Raw genomic sequence first — 19,692 nt, forward strand, 5'->3', positions numbered from 1 at the left:
CAGGGCTACCTTCTGCGGCCCGCGGCCGCTCGGCCATCCGATCCGCGAGCAGATCCTCGTGCAGGGCGCCGCGCCGATGCAGCTTATGCAGGCGCGCCTGACCATCGAGCCCTCGGTGGCCGCCGAGGCGGCGCGGCTCGCCACCGCGGAGCAGGCGGCCTACCTTGCGGCGCTGGCGCGGCACGGCCGCAGGGCGCGTACGCGGCCCGAGAGCGAGCAGCTCGACGCCGCCTTTCACCGCGGTATCGCCGAGGTGACGGGCAACCCGATCCTGCTGGGACTGCTGGATTATCTTGCGGGGGTGCGGCGCCACGCGGCCTGGCAGCGCGAGTGGGAGCTAACCTATCGCCGGCTCGGCGTCAGCGCGTTCACCGAGCGCCACAGCGCCCAGCACGAGGCCATTGCGGCGGCGATCTCGGAGCGTGACCCGGACCGCGCAGCAGCGGCGATGCGGGCGCATCTCGAGACCATCTCGGAGGCGATGCGTGGGGCCGGGCTGCCGGGCCTCGGAGCGCAAGTCTAGGCGCAGCGCGCATGACCGGCAAGGCGGCGCCGGTCCGCAGAAACGATCAGACACGAGTTCACCAGCCCCTTGAGCCGTGTCGCCCCGTGCCGCAGGGTGGCCGCGATTGCCATGAGAGGAGGACACCTTGATGGTCGATTTCGCGGAGTGTCGTGCTGCTCGCCGCGCTTGCCCGCGTCGCCGCCTGTGCCGAGGGCCCGCAGATTCAACCGCTGACCAAGGGCTTCGTCGAGGGCCGTTTTTTTTTGCCGGCGATGCGGCCGTGGCGGCATGCCGGGCCAAGCTGGCGGCGGAAACCTCGGGCAGGCTGAAGGTCGTCGGACCGCAGGCCTCGGGCGCGAGAAGCTCGCTCTACATGCGGATCGGTCCGCGCGGCGCTCCCTGGCGCTGCAAGGTGGGTTCCGATGGCAGCAACCCGACCGTTGGCTTCATGGGCTATGGCGGGATGGGTTGAATTCGAAGGCAAACCTCAATCGAGTGGCGCTTATGCGGCTTCGAGGCAGGGTAGGGCGACATTCAGTCGGTGGTGGCGCCTGACCTTACGTCTGCTCAGCGCAGTAACCGGACTTTGCCCCGCTCGGTACGCGCCCCGAAAGCTGCCGTTCAGACGAAGCGCAGCGATCGGCCTCCTTGTTGATTGCCACCCAGAACTGACCCAGGTCTTCCATCGAGAAATGACCCACCTTGGAATATGTTGAGCGGGTCATGTTTGGGTGGAAATCAACAACAGTGTTGGCAAAAACGTGCTGGTCTTGGGGTGCCACAAATTGACGGTTCCGCAGAATCTTTTCCGGTGAGCAATATCACATACTGATTGTTGAATTTATTGATGCGGTTCAGACTCATCAATTTCATTGGAAGGCCGGGCACCATGGCGACAACTCCCCCAGTAGTCTCGCGTTTCGTTCCGCCGAGCTTAGTTTTTTTTTTCGGAAATCCTGCCAGGGAGGACCGAGATCGAATGGCTCGGAGGTTTGCAGGGCTTCGACTATACCACCAATCCGCACGCCTCCGGGGGCGCCTACGCCCAAGCGTCGTATGACGTTTCTTCCGCTGGCGGTGTCTTCGAGGGGCCAGCAGGGCTCTATGACCTGACACTTGGTTATATGGATGAGACCGACGGGGTTTCCTACATGGAAGTCCTCGTCAACGGCAGAGTGGTCACTGCCTTTGACTGGGACAAGCCGGAGGGCACCGCGATCGTGACGGCCGCGACCAGGGCGGAACATCTGGTGGCCGGTATTGTGCTGGCCCGGGGGGGACGTGATCGAGGTGCGTGGCGCACAGGACGGCGGCGAGCCGCTGCGAACCGACTATCTCGACATCGCTGCCAGCGCGAGCCCGGCACAGGGCGAGAGCTTCGTGATCGAGGCCGAGGCCCTGGAAATTCTCTCAGGCTTCAGCGTGGTGGGCAACGGCGCGGCATCTGCTGACCAGGTGCTGCAGCACACGGAGGGCCTCGAGGCGCGGGCGGTCTACGAGGTGCAGCAGCGCGGCAGATTCGATTTGACCCTCGGCTATTTCGACGAGACCGACGGTGTGTCCTTCTTGCAAGTGCTTCTGAACGGCGAGCAGATCGCCGCCTTCGACTGGGACACGGATCAGGGCGCCGCGATTGCCAGCACCGCGAGCCGCACTGAGAGGCTTCTGGCGGGGCTCGATCTCGAGGTGGGGGATCGTCTCGAGTTTGTCGGTCATGGTGATAGAGGCGAGCCGCTGCGCCTCGACACGTTGACCTTCACGCGTGCTCTGGAGACGGTGGATTACGACCCGTTCCTGTCGGAACTGCCGAACGTCGAGATGGTGGTACGGCGGGGCGATCACGTGGCGCTGTTGACGCCGCTCGAGGACGAGAGCCGCTATGACGACGAGGTGCTCTATCGCATCGTCGACGCGACCGACAGGGGATGGGAGTTCTACGCGCTGTTGACTGCGCAGGAGCCGGGGCTGCACCCGATCTATTCCATCGATGGGCTAGGCACCTTTGCGGTGGTCGAGCGGACGATCGGTGCGGGCGGGGGATACTTGGGGCAGACCGGCATCGAGATGTGGGCCGACCCCTATTTCGATGTTTACATGCATGATCGGCTGCGGGACACGGGTCTCTATGACCATGTGCCCTTCTATGAGCTGGGCCGCAATTTCTGGTTCTACGGGGCCGGGCTCGGGGCAATACCGGTCGACGTGGCGACCAGCTACGCGGTGACGATGCAGTATTACGCCATGGACTTTGCGGGTGTGGAGGGGGCGCCGTTCGGCACGCTCACCTGGCCGGAGATCCGGGCGGAAATCCTCGACGACCTAAGTCAATACTACCTGCAGGACCCGACGCTGGACTGGGGCAATACCATCGAGATCAACGCGGCACCGGACTGGCCCGAGGCCTATGCCGACTGGAAGGGCAGCGATCTTCTTGCTTCGCTGTTCGCTCGGATGATGGAAGATTTCGGTATCGAGGCCTACGCCCGGATGTGGCAGCTCATCGGGCAGGCGTCCTACACCTTCAATGCTGATGTGGCGGCCGAGAACTTCTTCAGCGCCGCGATGGAGGCGACGGGTATCGACTACCACTTCCTGCGCAAGCAGGGCGGAGAAGACTTTGTCATCGGAAATGACGGGCAGAACGCTCTTCAGGGCCCGGAAGCGCCGAGTGCCCCGCTCGTGATGCACGGCTTTGCAGGCGATGACCACCTCGAGAGCCGCACGGCGTGGAACAGCCCCGGCGCATTGCTTTTCGGTGGCGGTGGAAACGATAGTCTTGTCGCGGGCCTTGCTGGCGATACCCTCGTCGGAGGTATGGGGAACGATGTTCTGGAGGGCCTCGATCGCAGGGCCTTCCTCTACGGCGGTGATGGTGATGATTGGCTGTCGTCGGCTGGGCATCTCTACGGGGGCGCCGGCGCCGACACCTTTGCGTTGGACGGCCTTGTCAACGGGGTTGCCAGTAGCAACACGTATATCCACGATTACCAGCCTTGGCTGGATGTGGTCGATCTCGGAGGGCACCCGATCGAATACGCCACCGAGACGGAAGGCGGTGTGCTGCTCCGCATCGATCTCGATGCATTGGACGGCGACAACGTCTACGTGATGGGCGTTGATGATCTCGAGGAGATCGCCTTCGCCAACCTGTCTGGCGGTCCGATCCCTCTGCGCTATGAGACGGAGGACATGGAGATCGTCTCGGGCTTCGAGGTGGTCCGCAACAGCGTCGCGTCCGGAGAATATTACCTGGAGCATAGGTCCTTGGGAGAGGCGCATGCGCGCCTGCAGGTGGCGCAGAACGGGGCCTTCGACATCACCGTCGGTTATTTCGACGAGAGCGATGGCCTGTCGTCGCTGGCGATCTTGCTGAACGGAGAAGAGATCGCGGCCTTTGACTGGGATGACGACACGGGCAGCACGCTCGCGAGCCGCGCGAGCAAGACGGAATTCACCTTGGAAGGGTTGGTCCTCTCGGGTGATGACGTCTTCGAGTTGGTCGGCCATGGCGACGGTGATGAGCCGCTGAGGGTAGACTATCTCGAGTTGACCCCGACGAGCCTGCCGGGTGCGACTGATATCTGGTTTGAGGAGGTCAGCCCAGACGGTGTCGGAAATCGTGTGATGATCGGGCGCAACGACGGGACCGGCGCCTTCACGGAGATCGATCCCGGGGTCCGTTCGGATGGTCGATCGGTGCTGGCTGCCGATGTGGATGGAGATGGTGACGACGATTTCGTCGAATTGGGCGGCCCGCAGTCGCTCGACGGCATCGTCGAGATCCCTCCTCGGGACGTCGACGCAGTTCCTGTCGAACTCGACTTCTCCTTCACGATCCACGAAAACATCGGCGGCGGGCAGTTCGTCATCTCCGAAAGCTACGACCTGCGGATCGAGTTGCCGCTCCAGAGGTTCATCCTTGAAAACGGCTTCCTTACCCTCCCGGAGGAACTGTTAGATATTCAGGACGCGGCGGATGCGGATGGGGATGGGGACATCGATCTGCTCGCGACGAGCTACATCTCCGAGTCGCTCCTCATTTTCGAGAACGACGGCGCGGGGCATTTTCAGGTCATGGCGCGCAGTGACGCCACTCCTCTTGGCGCGGACGGCAATGAGGCCTTGTTCATCGAATTCACCGGGGACGAGGCGCTGGACGCGATCGTGGCAACCGATGGCAACGACTCTCCCGGTCTGTGGCTCTGGATCAACGATGGCAGCGGGCATCTCGTCTATGGCGGCGTCTTCGGAGGAGCAGAAGATTCCGCGGGTGACCCGCAGGTCGTCGACCTCGACAGTGACGGCGATCTGGACGCGATTTTCATCGGTGGAGGAGAGGGGCACGGCATCAACACGATGCTCAACGACAGCCCCCTCTCATCGCCTTCCATAGTGATGGGCGACTTCGCATCTGTCGGCTCGGCGCGCGCAGCCGATTTCGACGGGGACGGTAAGGCTGAGATGGTCGCTGCAGGCCTCTCGCAAGGAGACGAGATACCACCGGGGCTGCGTCTCTTCGAAGTCGTCATCTCGGAGGACAGCGTTGACTTCGTTGAGGCCAGCTACGACCCGCGCTCTAGCGGCGACGTGAAAGCGCCGGCCGACTACGACCTCGATGGCGATATCGATCTTCTTCTCACCCGAGGCGGCCCGGATGGTTTTCTTGTCACCTTGTTGCTGAACGACGGATCCGGGCACTTCGAGGATGGTGGGGAGATCGTCGCGCCCTTTTCTCCGGCCGAATACTCCTGGGGGCCGCAGATCCACCAGGGCCATTTCGAAAGTCAGGACTCGTTGCTCTGAGGCTGAAGGAACTGGTGTTCCAGGTGGTGACGTCCGAAAGGTGTGGAACTCGCATATGCGCCAGCATCCAGCTGGCCCGCCGTGACGACGGCCTTCGGCTTCGTGTTCCCTTTGCCGGTGGTGCGCTATGCTTGGCTTGGTCGTCCGATGATCTCATGCTGAAGGTCCGCTTCACCGGCCTCGGCAACCCAAGGCGAACGGCGAGTCTGGGCTGGCACCGGTAATGTAGAGCGCCTCGCCCGACCGGCGGCAAGGCGGACTTTGCTGCCGTTCGACAACTGAAGCTGAAGTTCCGCTTTTGCCCCGAGTTTTAGATGGGCATATCAAGGGATCAGCAGTAGCGGCGTGTCAGCAACCTCCCCCACTGTTTTGGCAACTGACCCCATAACGAGAGTTCGCACGGCCCCACGGGGGCTGCTCCCAAGGACGATGCAGTCGACTCCGTGCGTACGCGAGACAAGCGCGATCGTCTGTGCAACCTCTCCGGTCTGAATGACGCGTTCCGTCGCCGTCAGGCCCAACTCACGCGCCGATATCACCGCCGCAGCGAGACAGAATTCGGCTTCCTTTCGCAGCAGCGGCAGGCAGGGCGCATCGATACCCTCCAGCTTTGCGTAGTCTTCGATCTCCTTGGAGGCCCGGACCTCCCGCGCAACGGCAAGAAAGGTCAGCTTCGCATTGAGCGCCAGTGCAAGCCTCGCCGCCGCAACCGCCGCTCGGCAGGCCGGTCCGGACCCATCCACGCCGACGAGGATGTGCTCGAACGACCCTGTGGGGGACGCAGCCTCCATCACGCGAGCCAAAGCTGAAACAGTAGTCCAGCCGTCATGGACCCTGTGAGCGCGAAGGCGATGTAGAGCGCGAAGACCGCGCGGCGGGCCAACGCCCATACGGCGATGGCAGCCGGAAGCGATGTTACGCCCCCTGCGACGAGGAACGCCAGTCCTGCACCGGGAGCCATGCCTTGATCGACCAGGCCGGAGACGAGAGGCAATGCAGCGTAGCCATTAAGATAGGCTGGAACACCGACCAGCGTGGCGATCAGGATCGAGACGAAGTCTTCGCCGCCAACGGCCTGAGCGACCCATTCGGCGGGAACGAAGGCGATCATCAGGCTTTCGAGGACGAAAGCGAGGGAGAGCCACTTTAACAGGAACAGCAAGGTCTTCATTGCTTCGCGTCCAAACTTGGTGCGTCGGGCTTCGTCCTGCCAGAATGCCCAAACAGGCGGTTTGGGATTGCGGATACCCGACGCTCCGCAGCCGCCGTTACCCACACCCTCGCGCAGCGGATTGGCGAAAGCGCCCGACCGGGTGAAGATGAGCGTAACATAGCCACCGAACAGCCCCAGCCCGATAGCCGCCAGTGTCTTGGCGATGGCAAACTCCAGCCCGAGGACCCCTGCGGTCAGCGCAAACATCGACGGGTCGATGACTGGCGAGGCCAGCCAGAACGCCATGACAGCAGAGAGTGGCACACCCATGGCGAGAAGTGCTGCGATCAGCGGGATCACCCCGCAGGAGCAGAAGGGCGACAGACCGCCAAAAGCGGCGGCGACGAGGATCATAACGACTGGCGCGCCGGTGAAGGCGCGCGCGATGAGATTGTCGGCACCCGTCGCACCTGCGTAGGCGGCGAGGCCAATGGAGAGCAACAGGTAGGGCGCCGTCTGGAGGAGGTTCGCGGCGACGAAGGACAGGCTTTCTTGGCCTTGGGCTGGGTCGACGACCCAGACGAGAGCCAGGATCGCGACGGTGGCGAGCCAGACACGTTGGCCCGACCAAACGCGACGGGCAATTACGACCCCTTGTTCTGTGTGGCGGATAGCAGTTTCAATCATGTTATATATCCGGTTATGTGGTTATTTTTTGCACAAGAAAGCCGGGTGCATCTCACGCGGTGTCCTCCCTCACAAGAGCCACGCCTTGGCAGCACTCGTCGGTCAGGAAGGCAAGCGCCGCGTTCATGACGCCAAAGTCTGCTCGGTTCACGACCTCGCGCCCACGTCGCTCCTGTAGGACGAGACGGGCTCCGACGAGAGTTCGCAAGTGATGGGCGAGCGTCGAGAGCGGCAACTTCGTATGGCCCGCGATGTCCCCGACGACCAGACCCTCCTCACCCGCACGGACGAGCAGGCGATAGACATCGAGCCGAGCTTCGTGGCCAAGGGCGGCGAGGGCGCGGGCGGTGGTGGCGGATTGGGATGCATTATTCATATGGAGAAACAAAACCACACAACTAGTTATGTCAAGATAAAATCAGTTAAGCTGAAGAGAGCTATCGTGAAATGCCTGACAGGCAAACCTATGACCAATTGGAACTCCGAGGCGCGGAAGCAGCTTTGGGTCAAAGACGCCATTCGTGCGGAGCGCAGCATCGGTATAAGAGGGGCTCGGAGCGGGCTTGCGGCGGCGCGGCGTGCTGGTCGCCCAGGTGAGTGGGGCTGACCGGCAGAGACGGCCCATTTCGGGCAATCGCCCGACTGACTGATGCCGCGACGCAGCTTCGCCGGTTCGCAGCGGCTGCGAAAAATGCGTCCTGCCATATGCGTTAGCGACCAAGCTGCCCCGCTCACTGCGGGAAGCTCAGGCCGGGCGATGAGGCACGACAGCCAGCGCGATGACCATTGCTGTCCTCCACTTTGAGCGATCAGTTCAGGCGCGCGAGCCGGTAGGCATCGAGAATGGCCGAATGCAGATCGCGCGAGGCCACCGCGTCGCCGATGCGGTGCAGGGCGAACCCCTGCCGTGCTGCGAGTGGGGCGGAGCCATCGGCGCGCTGTGCCAAGGCGTCAATATTGGTGACGCCATGATTGGCCGAGGCATCGCGAAGCTCTTCATAGACATCATCCAGCGGCGTCGTGCCATGTTCGACCACCACCGAGGCGGCACCGTGGACGAATTCCGCTCCGGAGTATGTGTTGCGAAAGACCGCCTCGACCCTGCCGCCCGTCCTGCGCACAGCAACGAGCCGTGCATCGGTCACCTGGGTGATGCCGAGCTCTGCAAAGCGTTTCCGGAAGCCGCTGCGGTCCTGGTAGGGCATCTCGATTGCCACCGCATCGTCGGGCGTCGCGAAGATGACCTGTTTTCCCTCGCGGCTCAATGCGAGGGCGCAGGAAGCGGCGGCCTGGCGTCCGCTCCCGTCATAGACGATCGTCGTGCGACCGGAGGGCATCTGGCCGCTGAGGACATCCCAGACCGAGAGGCAATGCTCCGCCCCCTCCAGCCAGTCGAGGTCGGGGATGCCCCCGGTCGCGACGATGACGGTGTCGGGGCTCTCGGCGAGGATGTCGGAGGCATCCGCGTAGGTGTTCAGGCGGATATCGACACCGAGACGCTTCAGCGCGCTTTCGCGCCAGTCGAGGATGCCCACGAGATCGGCGCGCTCCTTGACCCTCGTCGCGATCCGTAGCTGCCCGCCAAGCTGGGCCGCCGCCTCGAACAGCGTGACGCTGTGTCCGCGCAGGGCGGAGACGCGGGCGGCTTCCATCCCGGCGGGGCCGCCGCCGATCACAACGACGCGTCCGGGGGTCGCGACCTTGGGGATGTCGTGACCGAGAGTCAGTTCGCGCGTCGTTGCCGGGTTGTGGATGCAGTGTGCCTTGCGGAACAGGCAATAGGAGGCACCGACACAGGGTCGGATCTCTTCCTCAAGCCCCGCCTCAAGCTTGCGGACGATCTGAGGATCGGCGAGATGGGCGCGGGTCATGCCGACGAGATCCACGAGATTCTCGCGGATGGCATGGCGCGCCGTGGCGACGTCCCGGATCCCGCCGGCGTGCAGCAGTGGAAGCCGGACCTCCTTGCGGAAACCCGCGACCGAGGCGAGGTAGGGTGCGCTTTTCTGGAACATCCCCGGCATGTTGTCCTCGGAAAGGGTCAGGTCACTGTCCATCAGGCCATAGATGCAGTTGAAGAAATCCACGGTGCCTTCGCGCTCGAAGATCTGCGCGATGGTGATCGCATCCTCGAGCGTGAGACCGCCCTCGACACCCTCGTCGACGACCAGCCTGATGCCGACGGGAAGCGCGTCGCCCACCGCCCTGCGGATGGTCTCATGGGTCATCAGGGCAAAGCGGATGCGGTTCTGGAGACTGCCTCCGAAGCCGTCCGTGCGGTGGTTCGTCAGCGGTGAGAGAAACTGGCCGATCAGATGTCCGCCCGTCAGGGTTTCGAGCCCGTCGAGGCCGGCCTCGGCAGCGCGCCGCGCTGCCTGTCCATATTCGGCAACAACCCTGTCGATATCGTCCCGGCTCATCTCGCGCGGGAAGGAGCGGTTGCGCGGCTCCCGCACGCGCGACGGCGCGAGTACCGGAAGCCAGTCGCCGGTCGCGAACTGCGCCCGGCGGCCAAGATGCGAGATCTGGGTCATGACCGCTGCCCCGGCCTCGTGCACCTCCTCAGTGAGCTTCTGCAGGTCCGGGATCACCGCATCCGTTGAGAGGTTCAGCTGACCACCGCCCCAACTTGAGTCGCGCGAGACCATCGCGCTGCCGCCGATCATGGTCATCGCAATGCCGCCACGCGCTTTCTCGACGTGGTAGGCGCGATACTTTTCGGCGGGCATGCCCTTGTCGTCGAGCGCGGAGGCATGCGAGGTGCTGATCACGCGATTGCGCAGTGTCAGCCCTTTCAGCAGGAAAGGTTCGAGCAGCGGGTCCTTCGTGGTCATCGCGACAGCAGTGTCCGGCATTCGTTTGTTACTCTCGAGCGGGGGAGGTCGCCAAACAGGCGGTATTCGTTCTCCTCGATGATGCGGGGGCGAAAGCTCATCGTGAAGGTTGAAAAAAAAGCCGTCACGCTATACGATGAGCGTATGGAAGAATTCAGCCAGAGGTTCTCCTCCCTCAAGCCATTCCTGGTCTTCGAATGCGCGGCTCGAAGCGGCAGTTTCTCGGCCGCCGCCAAGGCGTTCAACATCTCGCAGCCCTCCGTCAGCCGCAACGTTGCGCAGCTCGAACGGGAGATTGGCGTGGCGCTGTTTGAGCGGCGGTCGACAGGCGCGGAACTCACGGACGCGGGCCGCGAGCTCTTTCACGCGATCACCCAGGGAATGAGCACCATCCTGCGCACGATCAAGCAGATCGAACGCCGACGGCACGAGGAAGCCGGGGTCGTCAGCCTTTCGGTGTCAGGCTCCTTCGTGGCGCATTGGATGGCACCCCGCCTCGCCGCCTTCACCCAGGCCTTTCCCGATGTGCGCCTGCGCTTTCACCTGATTTCCGGCATGGTGCGGGGCTTGCCGGACGATGTCAATCTCGCGGTGCGCACCATGGACGCCTCGGACCAGGACGTCCGGAGCTGGGATTTCGTGCCGGAAATCGTTCTTCCGGTCTGCAGCCCCGGATATGCAGCGGCCCGCAAAAGCACGGGAAATGAAACGTTCCTGCACTTTTCCGACCATGCGCACGACATCTGGAATGACATGTCCGACCTTGGCTTGCCGGGGCACCTGAAGGGCGACGTCTGCCACGAATTCGATGATTACTCGGTGCTCTTGCAGGCCGCGCTGGACGGGAGCGGGGTGGCGCTCGGCTGGCTCAGCGTGACGTCGAAACTGTTGCTTGACCGAAGGCTGGTCCCTGTCGGAGGCCGAGCGCATCGCACCGGGCGTGTCCATCGCCTTATAGACTGCGGCGCGGGCCCTTCGCGTGACATCGTGGCCGATATCGCGCAGTGGCTCGTGGAGCGGATGAAGGAGGATCTTGCGGCATTGGAGCCGATCCTGCCCTCAACAACTTGATCGTGAGCGCGGGGCGGCGAGCTCCGCTTGCGGGTGATGCTGTGGCGGGCATATCGACCCCCGGTCGTGCGGCTTGGATGTCCTACGGATTTGGCTATTGCCGGGCGCGGTCGGGTCTGCCGCTTGCGATGCGGTGAGCGTATTGCCCTTGGCAGGGAGAGGCTGCGCAGTCCCGCTGCGGGGTCAGGCCTGCCGAGGTCGACATTCAAGTGTGCGGATGTGTGGTATTGGACGGTTTCCCGATCATCGCCGCTGCGGGTCCGGGACCGGCTCGCGCATTGGCGTCATGTCTCGCGCCGCGCGACGGCCCCCGGGCGAGTGCCAGATGCCGATGACCGTGCGTGACATGCCTCGGCGACGCCGGAAATCCGGGGGCAGGGGTGCCGGGGCGTGTATTCCACTGATATCGAGTTCGCTCGCGAAGGGGTTGCCGCCGAGCATCGAGAACGGCAGAAACTTCGGGCAGCGGGCGCGATACGGCAGATCTTTTCACGCGATCCGTTAGATAAACAGAATTAAGCGATCCGTCTGGGAGACACCCTGTCGGGCTGCCGGCCAGCAACGGAAAGAAGTGAGCATGAGCGTCCAAGACCAGTCCGACCTCGCGCTGCCACCGGGCAGCGCCGAACTGATGCCGCCGGAGGCTCTTGCCCGCCACCGCGCCTTCATGCGCCGAGAGGCGCCGAAGGTGGAAAGCGACTGGATGCAGGTCGACACCTACAAGGCGCGTATCGAGCCGGTGGATGCCTCGATGATCGACCGGCTGCACGAGCTGACGGTCAGCGTCTTCTGGCCGCATCGCGCCTCGGACATCGAGCTGGTCCTGTCGCTCGGCACCGGCTATCTCGCGCTGGACGAGATCGGGCGGCCGCTGAGCTCGGTCATGGGCTTTCCAAGCGACGATGACTTCACGATGCTGGGGATGATGGTCACCACGCCGCGGTTGCAGTCGCAGGGCACCGGCGGGCGGCTGCTGCGCCGGGTGATGACCGAACAGGCCGGCCGCGACCTGCGGCTTTCGGCGACACGTCAGGGCTACCGGCTCTACGAGAGCGCGGGCTTCACGCCGGTGCGGCTGGTCTATCAGCATCAGGGCATGGCGCGGGCGATCCGCCCGCCCGAGCCGGTGCAGGGCGTGTCGGTGCGGCCGATGCAGCCCGGCGACATGGAGGCGATCCGCGCGCTCGACGCCCATGCCTTCGGTGCGACGCGGACCGCGATCCTCGATGCGCTGCTAGGTGTCTCCGACGTCGTCGTGGCCGAGCGCGGCGGCGTGGTCGAGGGCTACGCGATGATGCGGAACTTCGGCAAGGGTCGGGTCATCGGCCCACTGGTGGCCGAGCAGGACGGCATCGCCATGCAACTGGCAGCGGAGTTCATCATGGCGCATGAGGGCGAGTTCCTGCGCCTCGACACGATCATCGAGAGCGAGCGCTTCGAGGCCTTCGTCTCGGCCGCTGGGCTCGGTGTCTACGACACGGTCACCGACATGCGTTACGGTCGCCTGCGCCGCGCGCAGAGCGGGCCGATGACCTACGGTCTGGCGATGCAGTCGCTGGGCTGAGCATCCAAGCAGACGAAAAAGGGGGCCCGGGGCCCCCTTCGCGTTTTCAGGAAATACGGTCCTTTAGGCCGAAGTACATGCCGACCAGCGGCAGGAACCACGGCTTTCCGGAATGCAGCGGCACCTTCGGCCAGTCGAGTCCCTGCAGCGGGTTGGTGTCGGTCCGGCCCATCGCCATGTCGGCAAGGACCTGCCCCATCAGCGTCGAGAGCTGCGCGCCGTGGCCGGAGTAGCCCATGCCGTAGATCATGCCGTCGGCCTCTCCCGCCCGCGGGAAGCGGTCCTTGGTCATGCCGACCATGCCGCCCCAGCAATAGTCCAGCTCGACCTTGGCCATCTGCGGGAACATCTGCGCCAGTGCGGCGCGCAATACCTTGCCCGACTTGGCGTCCGAGCTCTGGTCCGAGGTCGCCGAAAAGCGCGCCCGCCCGCCGAAGATCATCCGCTTGTCCGGCGACAGGCGGAAGTAGTTGCCGATGTTCATCGAGGTGACATAGGTGCGGTTGCCCGGCAGCGTCGCGGCGATCTCTGCATCGCTGAGCGGGCGGGTCGCCACGATGAAGGAGCCGACGGAGATGATCCGCTTCTTGAAGAACCCCAGAGGGGCCGTCTCGACGCTGTTCGAATAGGCGTTGGTCGCAGCGATCACCCGCTCGGCGCGGATCGTGCCCTTGGGTGTCTCGATCAGCCAGCCGGTGCCCTCGCGTCTGCGTCCGGTGACCGGGGCGTCTTCCCAGATCTTCGCGCCGTGGCGGTGGGCGGCCTCGGCCAGTCCGGTGACGTAGCGGCCCATGTGCATCATCGCCGACTTGCCGTAGAGCATCCCGCCGTGGAACTGGTCCGAGCCGATCTCGCCCTCCAGCTCGTGCCTTTCAAGGAACCGCGTGTCGGAATCCACCTCGCGGTGGATCGTCTCGAAATTGGCACGCAGCCCCGCGACGTGGCTGGCCTTCGAGGCGAGCTTGAGCTTGCCCGAGCGGCGGAAGTCGCAGGCGATGCCTTCCTCGGCGATGACCTCCTCGATCATGTCGATCGACCGGTCGTAGGCCTGCCAGAGTGTCTTGGCCCGCTCCGCGCCGAGATGCGCCTTGGCCTCGCCGTAGCCATGGGCCATGCCGTTGTTGAGATGGCCGCCGTTGCGGCCCGAACCGCCGAAGCCGACGTGACGAGCCTCGAGCACCGCGACGCTCACACCCTCGCGGGCCAGCTTGCGGGCGGCGTTGAGGCCGGTGAACCCGGCCCCGATGACGACCACGTCGACCTTGCCCTCGACCGGTCCCGGATGGGCCGAGGCAAAGGGGGTCGACGTGGCGTGCCAGTAGGACTGATATTGCATCGCGGTGCTTTCGATTCAGCGGTGATTACAGGCCGACGACGCCGGGAAGCCCGGAGATGTCCTTGATCTCGGTATAGCCGTAGAAGGGGTTCGCTGGCTCGTGGCCGCGGTTGACCCAGACCTTGTTTTTGATCCCCAGATCATGCGCGGTCATCAGGTCGTAGCGGAAGGAGGAGGAGACGTGCAGCACGTCTTCCGGCCCGCAGCCCAGCTCGTCGAACATGTACTCGAAGGCGCGCATCTGCGGCTTGTAGGCCTGCGCGCTCTCGGCGGTGAACACATGCGCGATCGGCGCGCCGAGCTTGGCGATATTGTGCGGGATCTGGCTGTTCATCGAGTTGGTGAGCGCCACCAGCGGGATGTGCGGGGCGATCTTGGCAAGGCCGGCGGGGACGTCGGGGTTGGGACCCCAGGTCGGCACGCGGTCATAGATCTTCGCCGCGATCTCGGGGTCGAAGGCCACGCCGTTGCGCTTGCAGGTGCGCTCCAGAGCGTTGTGCAACACCTCGGCATAGGGTTTCCATGCGCCCAGCACCTCGTCGAGCCGGTAGGCCGAGAAGTCACGGATGAAGACCTCGATCTTGTCTGCCCCAAGCTGCTCGCCGTAGAAGTCGCGCGCGGCGCCTGCCATGTCGAAGTAGATCATCGTGCCGTGACAGTCGAAGGTGATGAATTTGGGGCGGAAGGTCATGTCAGTCTCCGGGGTGCGTGATACCGGCATCTTGACCCGGCCGCCGCGACAGCGCCTGCCGCGTTTCGCGCTCTCAGCGCAGGAAATTGCGTTTGTCGCGCGGGTCGCGGCACGGTCTGCCGCGCCGCGCGCGCTTTTGGTGACCGGCGCGCGGCGCGGCGGGGCATGCTGCGACCAATGTTCTCGAGACCAATACCGGAGACTCCCATGGCCCTGCTCGTACCCGTTGAAACCGCACCCACTTTTGCCCCCAAGGAGGGCACCGCCGCGCCCGACCGCCTGATCGAGGGCGCGCCCGCCTACAAGACATGGGAGCTCGACACCGCGCTGGCCGAAGCCGCCAACTGGGGCAAGATCCGCACCGGCGTCTGGGAGGCGACCGAAGGCAAGACCATCTCGATCAAGGGCGAGACCTTCGAGTTCTGCCAAATCCTCTCGGGACGCTGCGAGATCGCCGAGGACGGCGGCGAGAGCCATGTCTTCGGCCCCGGCGACAGCTTCGTGATGAAGCCCGGCTTCACCGGCACCTGGAACACGCTCGAGACGGTGCGCAAGATCTTCGTGATCGCCTCCTGATGCGGGCGGCGGAGATCCTCGAAAGGCTCGTCGCCTTCCCCAGCGTTGTGGGCACCTCGAACACGGCGCTGATGGATTACGTCGCGCACTACCTTTCGGAGCACGGCGCGCGGGTCACCCGCGTGATCGGCCCCGAGGGCGACCGCGAGAACCTCTTCGCCACGATCGGGGATCCCTCGCTGCCGGGCTACGTCCTGTCGGGCCACGTCGATGTGGTCCCGGCGCAGGAGCCAGGCTGGCTCGGGGATCCTTTCGTGCTGCGGCGGGACGGCGCGCGGCTGATCGGCCGCGGGGCCTGCGAAATGAAAGGCTTCGATGCCGCCGTGCTCGCCGCCGTTCCTGAACTGGCGGCAATGCCGCTGCGGGCGCCGGTCCACATCGCGCTCTCCTACGACGAGGAGGCGGGCTGCCGCGGCGTGCGGCACCTGCTGGCGAAACTGCCGGAGCTTTGTGCCGCGCCGCTTGGCTGCATCGTCGGCGAACCCTCGGGGCTGGTGCCCGTGCTCGCGCACAAGGGCAAGGCGGCGCTGCGGCTGGTGGCGACGGGCGTCTCGGGCCATTCATCGCGTCCCGACCTGGGGCAGAATGCGATCCATGCACTTGCGCCGGCGCTTTCTGCCGCCGTCGCGCTGGCCGAGAGCCTGAAATCCGCGCCGCGGGACGCGCGCTTCACACCGGCCCATTCGACGGTGCAGATCGGCACCGTCGCGGGGGGACAGGCGCTCAACATCATCCCGGACCGCGCCGAGGCCTGCATCGAGGCGCGCGCCATCTGCGGTGTCGATCCTCGGCAGATTCTCGCGCCGCTGGCCGGGATCGGCGGCCTCGATGCCGAATGGCTGTCTGACTACCCGGCGCTGGCGCTCGACGCGGACCATCCGCTTGCGGCCCTCGCCACCGAGATCTCGGGCCATGCGTCGCTTCAGGCCGTGTCCTACGGCACCGAGGCCGGGCTCTTCCAGCAGGCGGGCGTGCCCGCGATCGTCTGCGGCCCGGGCGACATCGCCCGGGCGCACAAGCCCGAGGAATACCTCACGGAGCCAGAACTGGCCGGCGCGACCGAGATGATCCTGTCGCTCGGCCGGCGGCTCTGCTGAGCGCGGCATATCCTGCGGCGGCCCGTGGTCGCCGCAGGGAAAACTGCCGTGCGCGCAGCGGATCAGAGCGAACCTGCCGTCTGCCGTGCGCTAGCCTGACCCCGACAAGACAAGACACATGAGACCCACGATGACCGCTGCCTCCCCCCCTCGCGGCCGATGCGCCCGAGATCATCCTCGCCCCGTTTTCGCCCGCCCACCTGACCGGTGCCCTGCGCCTCTCGCGCGAGGCAGGCTGGCCGCACCGTGCCGCCGACTGGGAGCTGACGCTCTCGGTCTCGCAGGGTGTCGTGGCCTTGCAGGGGGACGAGGTTGTGGGCACCGCGCTCTGCTCGCTCTTCGGCGAGGTGGCGACGATCAACATGATCATCGTCGATGCGCGGATGCGGGGCAGGGGGCTTGGCCGCAGGCTCATGCAGGCGGTGCTCGAGATCGGCGGCACCCGCGAATTGCGCCTTACCGCCACCGCCGACGGGCTGCCGCTTTACGAGAAGCTGGGGTTCGAGGCCACGGGCGAGGTCTTCCAGCATCAGGGCATCGCCAAGGCCGCCGCGCCCGAGTTGCCGGTTCAGCTGGTTGCCGGGGCGGACGCATCGGACCTTGCTGCGATGGACCGCGCCGCCAGCGGCATGGACCGCACTGCCCTGATCGCGGCGATCACGGAGCGCGGCGAGCTACTTCGCGCCGAGCGCGGTTTCGCCATTCTGCGCGAGTTCGGACGCGGCAGGGTGCTGGGGCCGGTCGTGGCGCAGGACGCCGAGACCGCCCGCGCGCTGATCGCCGCCGGGGCCACGCGCTGCGCCGGGCAGTTCCTGCGCATCGACCTGACCGATGCCGCGCTGGCGCCCCATGCCGAAGCTCTCGGCCTTGCCCATGCGGGCGGCGGCACCGCGATGAAGAAGGCGGCCCGCGCCGCCGCCGAGACCGATTTTACAACCTACGCCCTTGCCTCGCAGGCCCTGGGCTGACCTTCCGGAGAGCGTCATGCTGACCAATTCCCTCATCGAGCTGGACCGCCAGCACCTTGTCCACCCGGTCTCGTCCTTCCGTGGCCACGAGGCGCGCGGCGTGCGCGTGCTGCGCTCGGCCAAGGGCGCGACCGTCACCGATGCAGAGGGCCGCGAGCTGATCGACGGTTTCGCCGGCCTGTGGTGCGTCAACGCCGGTTACGGCCATGAGAGTGTCGTCGAGGCCGCCGCCGAGCAGATGCGCAGGCTGCCCTATGCCACCGGCTATTTCGACCTCGGGGCCGAGGCACCGATCCGGCTTGCCGCCGAGCTGGCCGAGCGCAGCCCCGGCGATCTCAACCACATCTACTTCAGCCTCGGCGGGTCTGACGCGGTGGACAGCACGATCCGCTTCATCCGCTACTACTGGCACGCCAAGGGCCAGCCGCAGCGCGACCAGTTCATCTCGGTCGAGCAGGGCTACCACGGCTCCACCACCATGGGCGCCGGGCTGACCGCGCTGCCCGGCTTCCACGATGGCTTCGGCGTGCCCTACCGGTGGCAGCACAAGATCTCGTCGCACTACATCTACCGGAACCCGCTCAAGACCGAGCAGGAGATCGTCGATGCCTCGGTCGCCGAGCTGAAGGCCAAAGTCGCGGCCATCGGCGAGGACAAGGTCGCCGCCTTCTACGTCGAGCCGATCCAGGGATCGGGCGGTGTGCTTGTGCCGCCGAAGGGCTGGATCAAGGCGATGCGCGACGCCTGCGCCGAGATGGACATCCTGTTTGTCGCCGACGAGGTCATCACCGGCTTCGGCCGCACCGGCCCGCTCTTTGCCTGCGAGGAAGAGGGCATCGTGCCCGACCTCATGACCACCGCCAAGGGGCTCACCTCGGGCTACGTGCCGATGGGCGCGGTCTTCATGCGTGACCATGTCTACGAGACCATCGCCGAGGGCGCGGGCGCCAAGGCCGTGGGCCACGGTTTCACCTACTCGGCACATCCCGTGTCCGCCGCCGTGGCGCTGGAGGTGCTGCGTCTCTACGAAGGCGGACTGCTGGAGAATGGCCGCAAGGCGGGGGCGCGGCTGATGGCCGGGCTCGAGACGCTGCGCGATCACCCGCTGGTCGGCGACGTGCGTGGCCGGGGGATGCTGGCCGCCGTCGAGTTGGTCACCGACAAGGAGAAGAAGACGCCGCTGCCCGCCGCCGTGCAGCCCGCCACCCGGCTCTTCGATCGGGCCTGGGAGCAGGGGCTCATCGTGCGCAGCTTTGCGCAGGGCATCTTCGGTTACGCGCCGCCGCTCTGCTGCGCCGAGGCCGAGATCGACGCCATCGTCGAGCGCACCCGCACCGTGCTCGACCTGACGCTGGAAGACCCGGAAATCCGCGCGGCCCTCGCCTGATGGCGCTGCTCTACCTCTCCACGGCGGATCGCGCCGAGGTCTGGAAGCCGCTCTTCGCGGCGGCGGGCGAGGAGATGATCGTGGGCGAGGCGGCGGTGACCGACCCAGCCGCGATCACCCATCTCGTCTGCTGGGTGCCGCCGCGGGATCTGCGGCGCTACCCGAACCTGCGGGTGGTGATCTCGACCGGAGCGGGCGTCGACCAGATGCCCGCCATGCCCGAGGGCGTGAGCCTCGTGCGCACGCTGGCCCCGGGCATCGAGGAGATGGTGCGCGACTGGGTGGTGATGGCCACGCTGATGCTGCACCGCGAGATGCCCGTCTACCTCGGCCAGCAGCGCGCGGCGGAGTGGAAGACCCGCCCGGTCCCGCTCACCCGCGGCACGCGGGTCGGCATCATGGGCCTGGGGCGGATCGGCCTTCTGGCCGCGGACACCCTGCGCGGCATGGGCTTCGACGTGGCCGGCTGGTCGCGCTCGGGCCGTCCTGCGGAGGGGATCGAGGTCCATGGCGCCGGGGCGATGGAGGCCTTTCTCGCGCGGAGCGACATCCTGATCTGCCTGCTGCCGCTCACCGCGGAAACGCGCGGACTGATGGATGCCGCCTTTTTCGCGAAGCTGCCAAGGGGCGCGATGCTGGTCCATGCGGGCCGTGGCGCGCAGCTCGACATGGCGGCGCTGAAGGGCGCGCTCGACGCCGGGCAGCTGGCCTCGGCCATGCTTGACGTCACCGACCCCGAGCCGCTGCCCGCGGATCACTGGGTCTGGGTCGATCCGCGGGTGATCCTCACCCCGCATGTGGCGGCCAATACCGACGCCCGCGAGGGCGCGCGCCACGTGCTCGACGTGCTGCGTGCCAGCCGGGCCGGCGCGCCGCTTCCGGGGCTCGTCGACCAGGAACGAGGGTATTGAAACGCCCCTCCGGGGCGCGGAGCGAAAATGCCGCGTGCCGGGGGAATACAGAAGAATATGCCGCCCCTCTGGCCGCTTTCGGAGTTTCCGCAGCGCCATTTCGGGGGAA

17 protein-coding genes are annotated in these 19,692 nt (G+C 65.7%); 11 read left to right on the forward strand and 6 right to left on the reverse strand.

Annotated elements, in window-relative coordinates; all coding sequences use genetic code 11:
* The 3 genes from CLG85_RS21395 to CLG85_RS21405 all read left to right on the forward strand — a co-directional run.
* A partial coding sequence (locus tag CLG85_RS21395) for a FadR/GntR family transcriptional regulator (protein ID WP_260349975.1) occupies positions 1-523 on the forward strand: 523 nt, incomplete at its 5' end.
* Between the two features lie 262 nt (positions 524-785).
* Positions 786-977 (forward strand): hypothetical protein, encoded by a 192-nt coding sequence (locus tag CLG85_RS21400; RefSeq protein WP_095882273.1) that lies wholly within the window; start codon positions 786-788, stop codon positions 975-977.
* An 809-nt stretch (positions 978-1,786) separates the two neighbouring features.
* Entirely contained in the window at positions 1,787-5,308 is a 3,522-nt protein-coding gene (locus CLG85_RS21405; protein WP_260349976.1) for a hypothetical protein, read from the forward strand.
* Positions 5,309-5,631: 323 nt separating this feature from the next.
* On the opposite strand, the gene CLG85_RS21410 is transcribed toward CLG85_RS21405, so the two are convergent.
* Genes CLG85_RS21410 through CLG85_RS21420 form a run of 3 tightly spaced genes read right to left on the reverse strand, consistent with a single transcriptional unit; the run spans position 5,632 to position 7,443 of the window.
* Positions 5,632-6,099, reverse strand: a complete 468-nt coding sequence (locus tag CLG85_RS21410; RefSeq protein WP_176476589.1) for a universal stress protein — start codon at positions 6,097-6,099, stop codon at positions 5,632-5,634.
* Positions 6,099-7,148, reverse strand: coding sequence for a permease (locus CLG85_RS21415; protein WP_095882270.1), 1,050 nt, complete (start codon positions 7,146-7,148; stop codon positions 6,099-6,101). Before CLG85_RS21415 ends, CLG85_RS21410 begins: the two co-directional genes overlap by 1 nt.
* A 52-nt stretch (positions 7,149-7,200) precedes the next feature.
* The gene (locus CLG85_RS21420) at positions 7,201-7,443 is read right to left on the reverse strand and encodes an ArsR/SmtB family transcription factor (protein WP_311735025.1); all 243 of its coding nucleotides are present in this window, start codon (positions 7,441-7,443) and stop codon (positions 7,201-7,203) included.
* Here CLG85_RS21420 and CLG85_RS27510 point away from each other — a divergent pair.
* Positions 7,360-7,755 carry a hypothetical protein gene (locus CLG85_RS27510; RefSeq protein ID WP_311735026.1) on the forward strand — a complete coding sequence of 132 codons (396 nt, stop codon included), beginning with the start codon at positions 7,360-7,362 and terminating at the stop codon, positions 7,753-7,755. The two genes, CLG85_RS21420 and CLG85_RS27510, sit on opposite strands and share 84 nt — an antisense overlap.
* A 202-nt stretch (positions 7,756-7,957) precedes the next feature.
* Here the strand turns inward: CLG85_RS27510 and CLG85_RS21425 are convergent, their stop codons facing one another.
* Positions 7,958-9,982, reverse strand: coding sequence for an NADH:flavin oxidoreductase (locus CLG85_RS21425; protein ID WP_235865391.1), 2,025 nt, complete (start codon positions 9,980-9,982; stop codon positions 7,958-7,960).
* Positions 9,983-10,084: 102 nt separating this feature from the next.
* Between CLG85_RS21425 and CLG85_RS21430 the strand changes: the two genes are divergently transcribed.
* Together CLG85_RS21430 and CLG85_RS21435 are read left to right on the forward strand one after the other, a co-directional pair.
* Positions 10,085-11,053 carry a LysR substrate-binding domain-containing protein gene (locus CLG85_RS21430; RefSeq protein WP_260349977.1) on the forward strand — a complete coding sequence of 323 codons (969 nt, stop codon included), beginning with the start codon at positions 10,085-10,087 and terminating at the stop codon, positions 11,051-11,053.
* 577 nt (positions 11,054-11,630) lie between these two features.
* The gene (locus tag CLG85_RS21435) at positions 11,631-12,617 is read left to right on the forward strand and encodes a GNAT family N-acetyltransferase (protein WP_095882266.1); all 987 of its coding nucleotides are present in this window, start codon (positions 11,631-11,633) and stop codon (positions 12,615-12,617) included.
* A 46-nt stretch (positions 12,618-12,663) separates the two neighbouring features.
* Here the strand turns inward: CLG85_RS21435 and CLG85_RS21440 are convergent, their stop codons facing one another.
* Positions 12,664-13,953, reverse strand: coding sequence for an NAD(P)/FAD-dependent oxidoreductase (locus CLG85_RS21440; RefSeq protein ID WP_095882265.1), 1,290 nt, complete (start codon positions 13,951-13,953; stop codon positions 12,664-12,666).
* Positions 13,954-13,978: 25 nt separating this feature from the next.
* Complete coding sequence (locus CLG85_RS21445) at positions 13,979-14,644, reverse strand: haloacid dehalogenase type II (RefSeq protein ID WP_095882264.1); 666 nt, start codon at positions 14,642-14,644, stop codon at positions 13,979-13,981.
* A gap of 207 nt (positions 14,645-14,851) precedes the next feature.
* On the opposite strand from CLG85_RS21445, the gene CLG85_RS21450 reads away from it, so the two are divergent.
* The 5 genes from CLG85_RS21450 (at position 14,852) to CLG85_RS21470 (ending at position 19,583) form a co-directional block, all read left to right on the forward strand.
* Positions 14,852-15,220: a cupin domain-containing protein gene (locus CLG85_RS21450; protein ID WP_260349978.1), complete on the forward strand. Its 369-nt coding sequence runs from the start codon at positions 14,852-14,854 to the stop codon at positions 15,218-15,220.
* Positions 15,220-16,317 carry an acetylornithine deacetylase gene (argE, locus tag CLG85_RS21455; protein ID WP_260349979.1) on the forward strand — a complete coding sequence of 366 codons (1,098 nt, stop codon included), beginning with the start codon at positions 15,220-15,222 and terminating at the stop codon, positions 16,315-16,317. The genes CLG85_RS21450 and argE overlap by 1 nt, the downstream gene beginning before the upstream one ends.
* Positions 16,318-16,580: 263 nt before the next feature.
* Positions 16,581-17,285: a GNAT family N-acetyltransferase gene (locus tag CLG85_RS21460; RefSeq protein WP_375796944.1), complete on the forward strand. Its 705-nt coding sequence runs from the start codon at positions 16,581-16,583 to the stop codon at positions 17,283-17,285.
* 16 nt (positions 17,286-17,301) lie between these two features.
* The gene (locus tag CLG85_RS21465) at positions 17,302-18,672 is read left to right on the forward strand and encodes an aspartate aminotransferase family protein (RefSeq protein ID WP_095881720.1); all 1,371 of its coding nucleotides are present in this window, start codon (positions 17,302-17,304) and stop codon (positions 18,670-18,672) included.
* Complete coding sequence (locus CLG85_RS21470; RefSeq protein WP_095881721.1) at positions 18,672-19,583, forward strand: 2-hydroxyacid dehydrogenase; 912 nt, start codon at positions 18,672-18,674, stop codon at positions 19,581-19,583. Before CLG85_RS21465 ends, CLG85_RS21470 begins: the two co-directional genes overlap by 1 nt.
* The last annotated feature ends 109 nt before the right edge of the window (positions 19,584-19,692 follow it).

The sequence above is a fragment of the Alloyangia mangrovi genome (genome assembly GCF_002300555.2).
GTDB lineage: Bacteria > Pseudomonadota > Alphaproteobacteria > Rhodobacterales > Rhodobacteraceae > Salipiger > Salipiger mangrovi.

Coding starts and splice junctions, on each gene's coding strand:
- CLG85_RS21410 (WP_176476589.1), bottom strand. CDS start 6,099: ATGGAGGCTGCGTCCCCCACAGGGTCGTTCGAGCACATCCTCGTCGGC.
- CLG85_RS21415 (WP_095882270.1), bottom strand. CDS start 7,148: ATGATTGAAACTGCTATCCGCCACACAGAACAAGGGGTCGTAATTGCC.
- CLG85_RS27510 (WP_311735026.1), top strand. CDS start 7,360: ATGGGCGAGCGTCGAGAGCGGCAACTTCGTATGGCCCGCGATGTCCCC.
- CLG85_RS21425 (WP_235865391.1), bottom strand. CDS start 9,982: ATGACCACGAAGGACCCGCTGCTCGAACCTTTCCTGCTGAAAGGGCTG.
- CLG85_RS21435 (WP_095882266.1), top strand. CDS start 11,631: ATGAGCGTCCAAGACCAGTCCGACCTCGCGCTGCCACCGGGCAGCGCC.
- CLG85_RS21440 (WP_095882265.1), bottom strand. CDS start 13,953: ATGCAATATCAGTCCTACTGGCACGCCACGTCGACCCCCTTTGCCTCG.
- CLG85_RS21445 (WP_095882264.1), bottom strand. CDS start 14,644: ATGACCTTCCGCCCCAAATTCATCACCTTCGACTGTCACGGCACGATG.
- CLG85_RS21450 (WP_260349978.1), top strand. CDS start 14,852: ATGGCCCTGCTCGTACCCGTTGAAACCGCACCCACTTTTGCCCCCAAG.
- argE (WP_260349979.1), top strand. CDS start 15,220: ATGCGGGCGGCGGAGATCCTCGAAAGGCTCGTCGCCTTCCCCAGCGTT.
- CLG85_RS21465 (WP_095881720.1), top strand. CDS start 17,302: ATGCTGACCAATTCCCTCATCGAGCTGGACCGCCAGCACCTTGTCCAC.
- CLG85_RS21470 (WP_095881721.1), top strand. CDS start 18,672: ATGGCGCTGCTCTACCTCTCCACGGCGGATCGCGCCGAGGTCTGGAAG.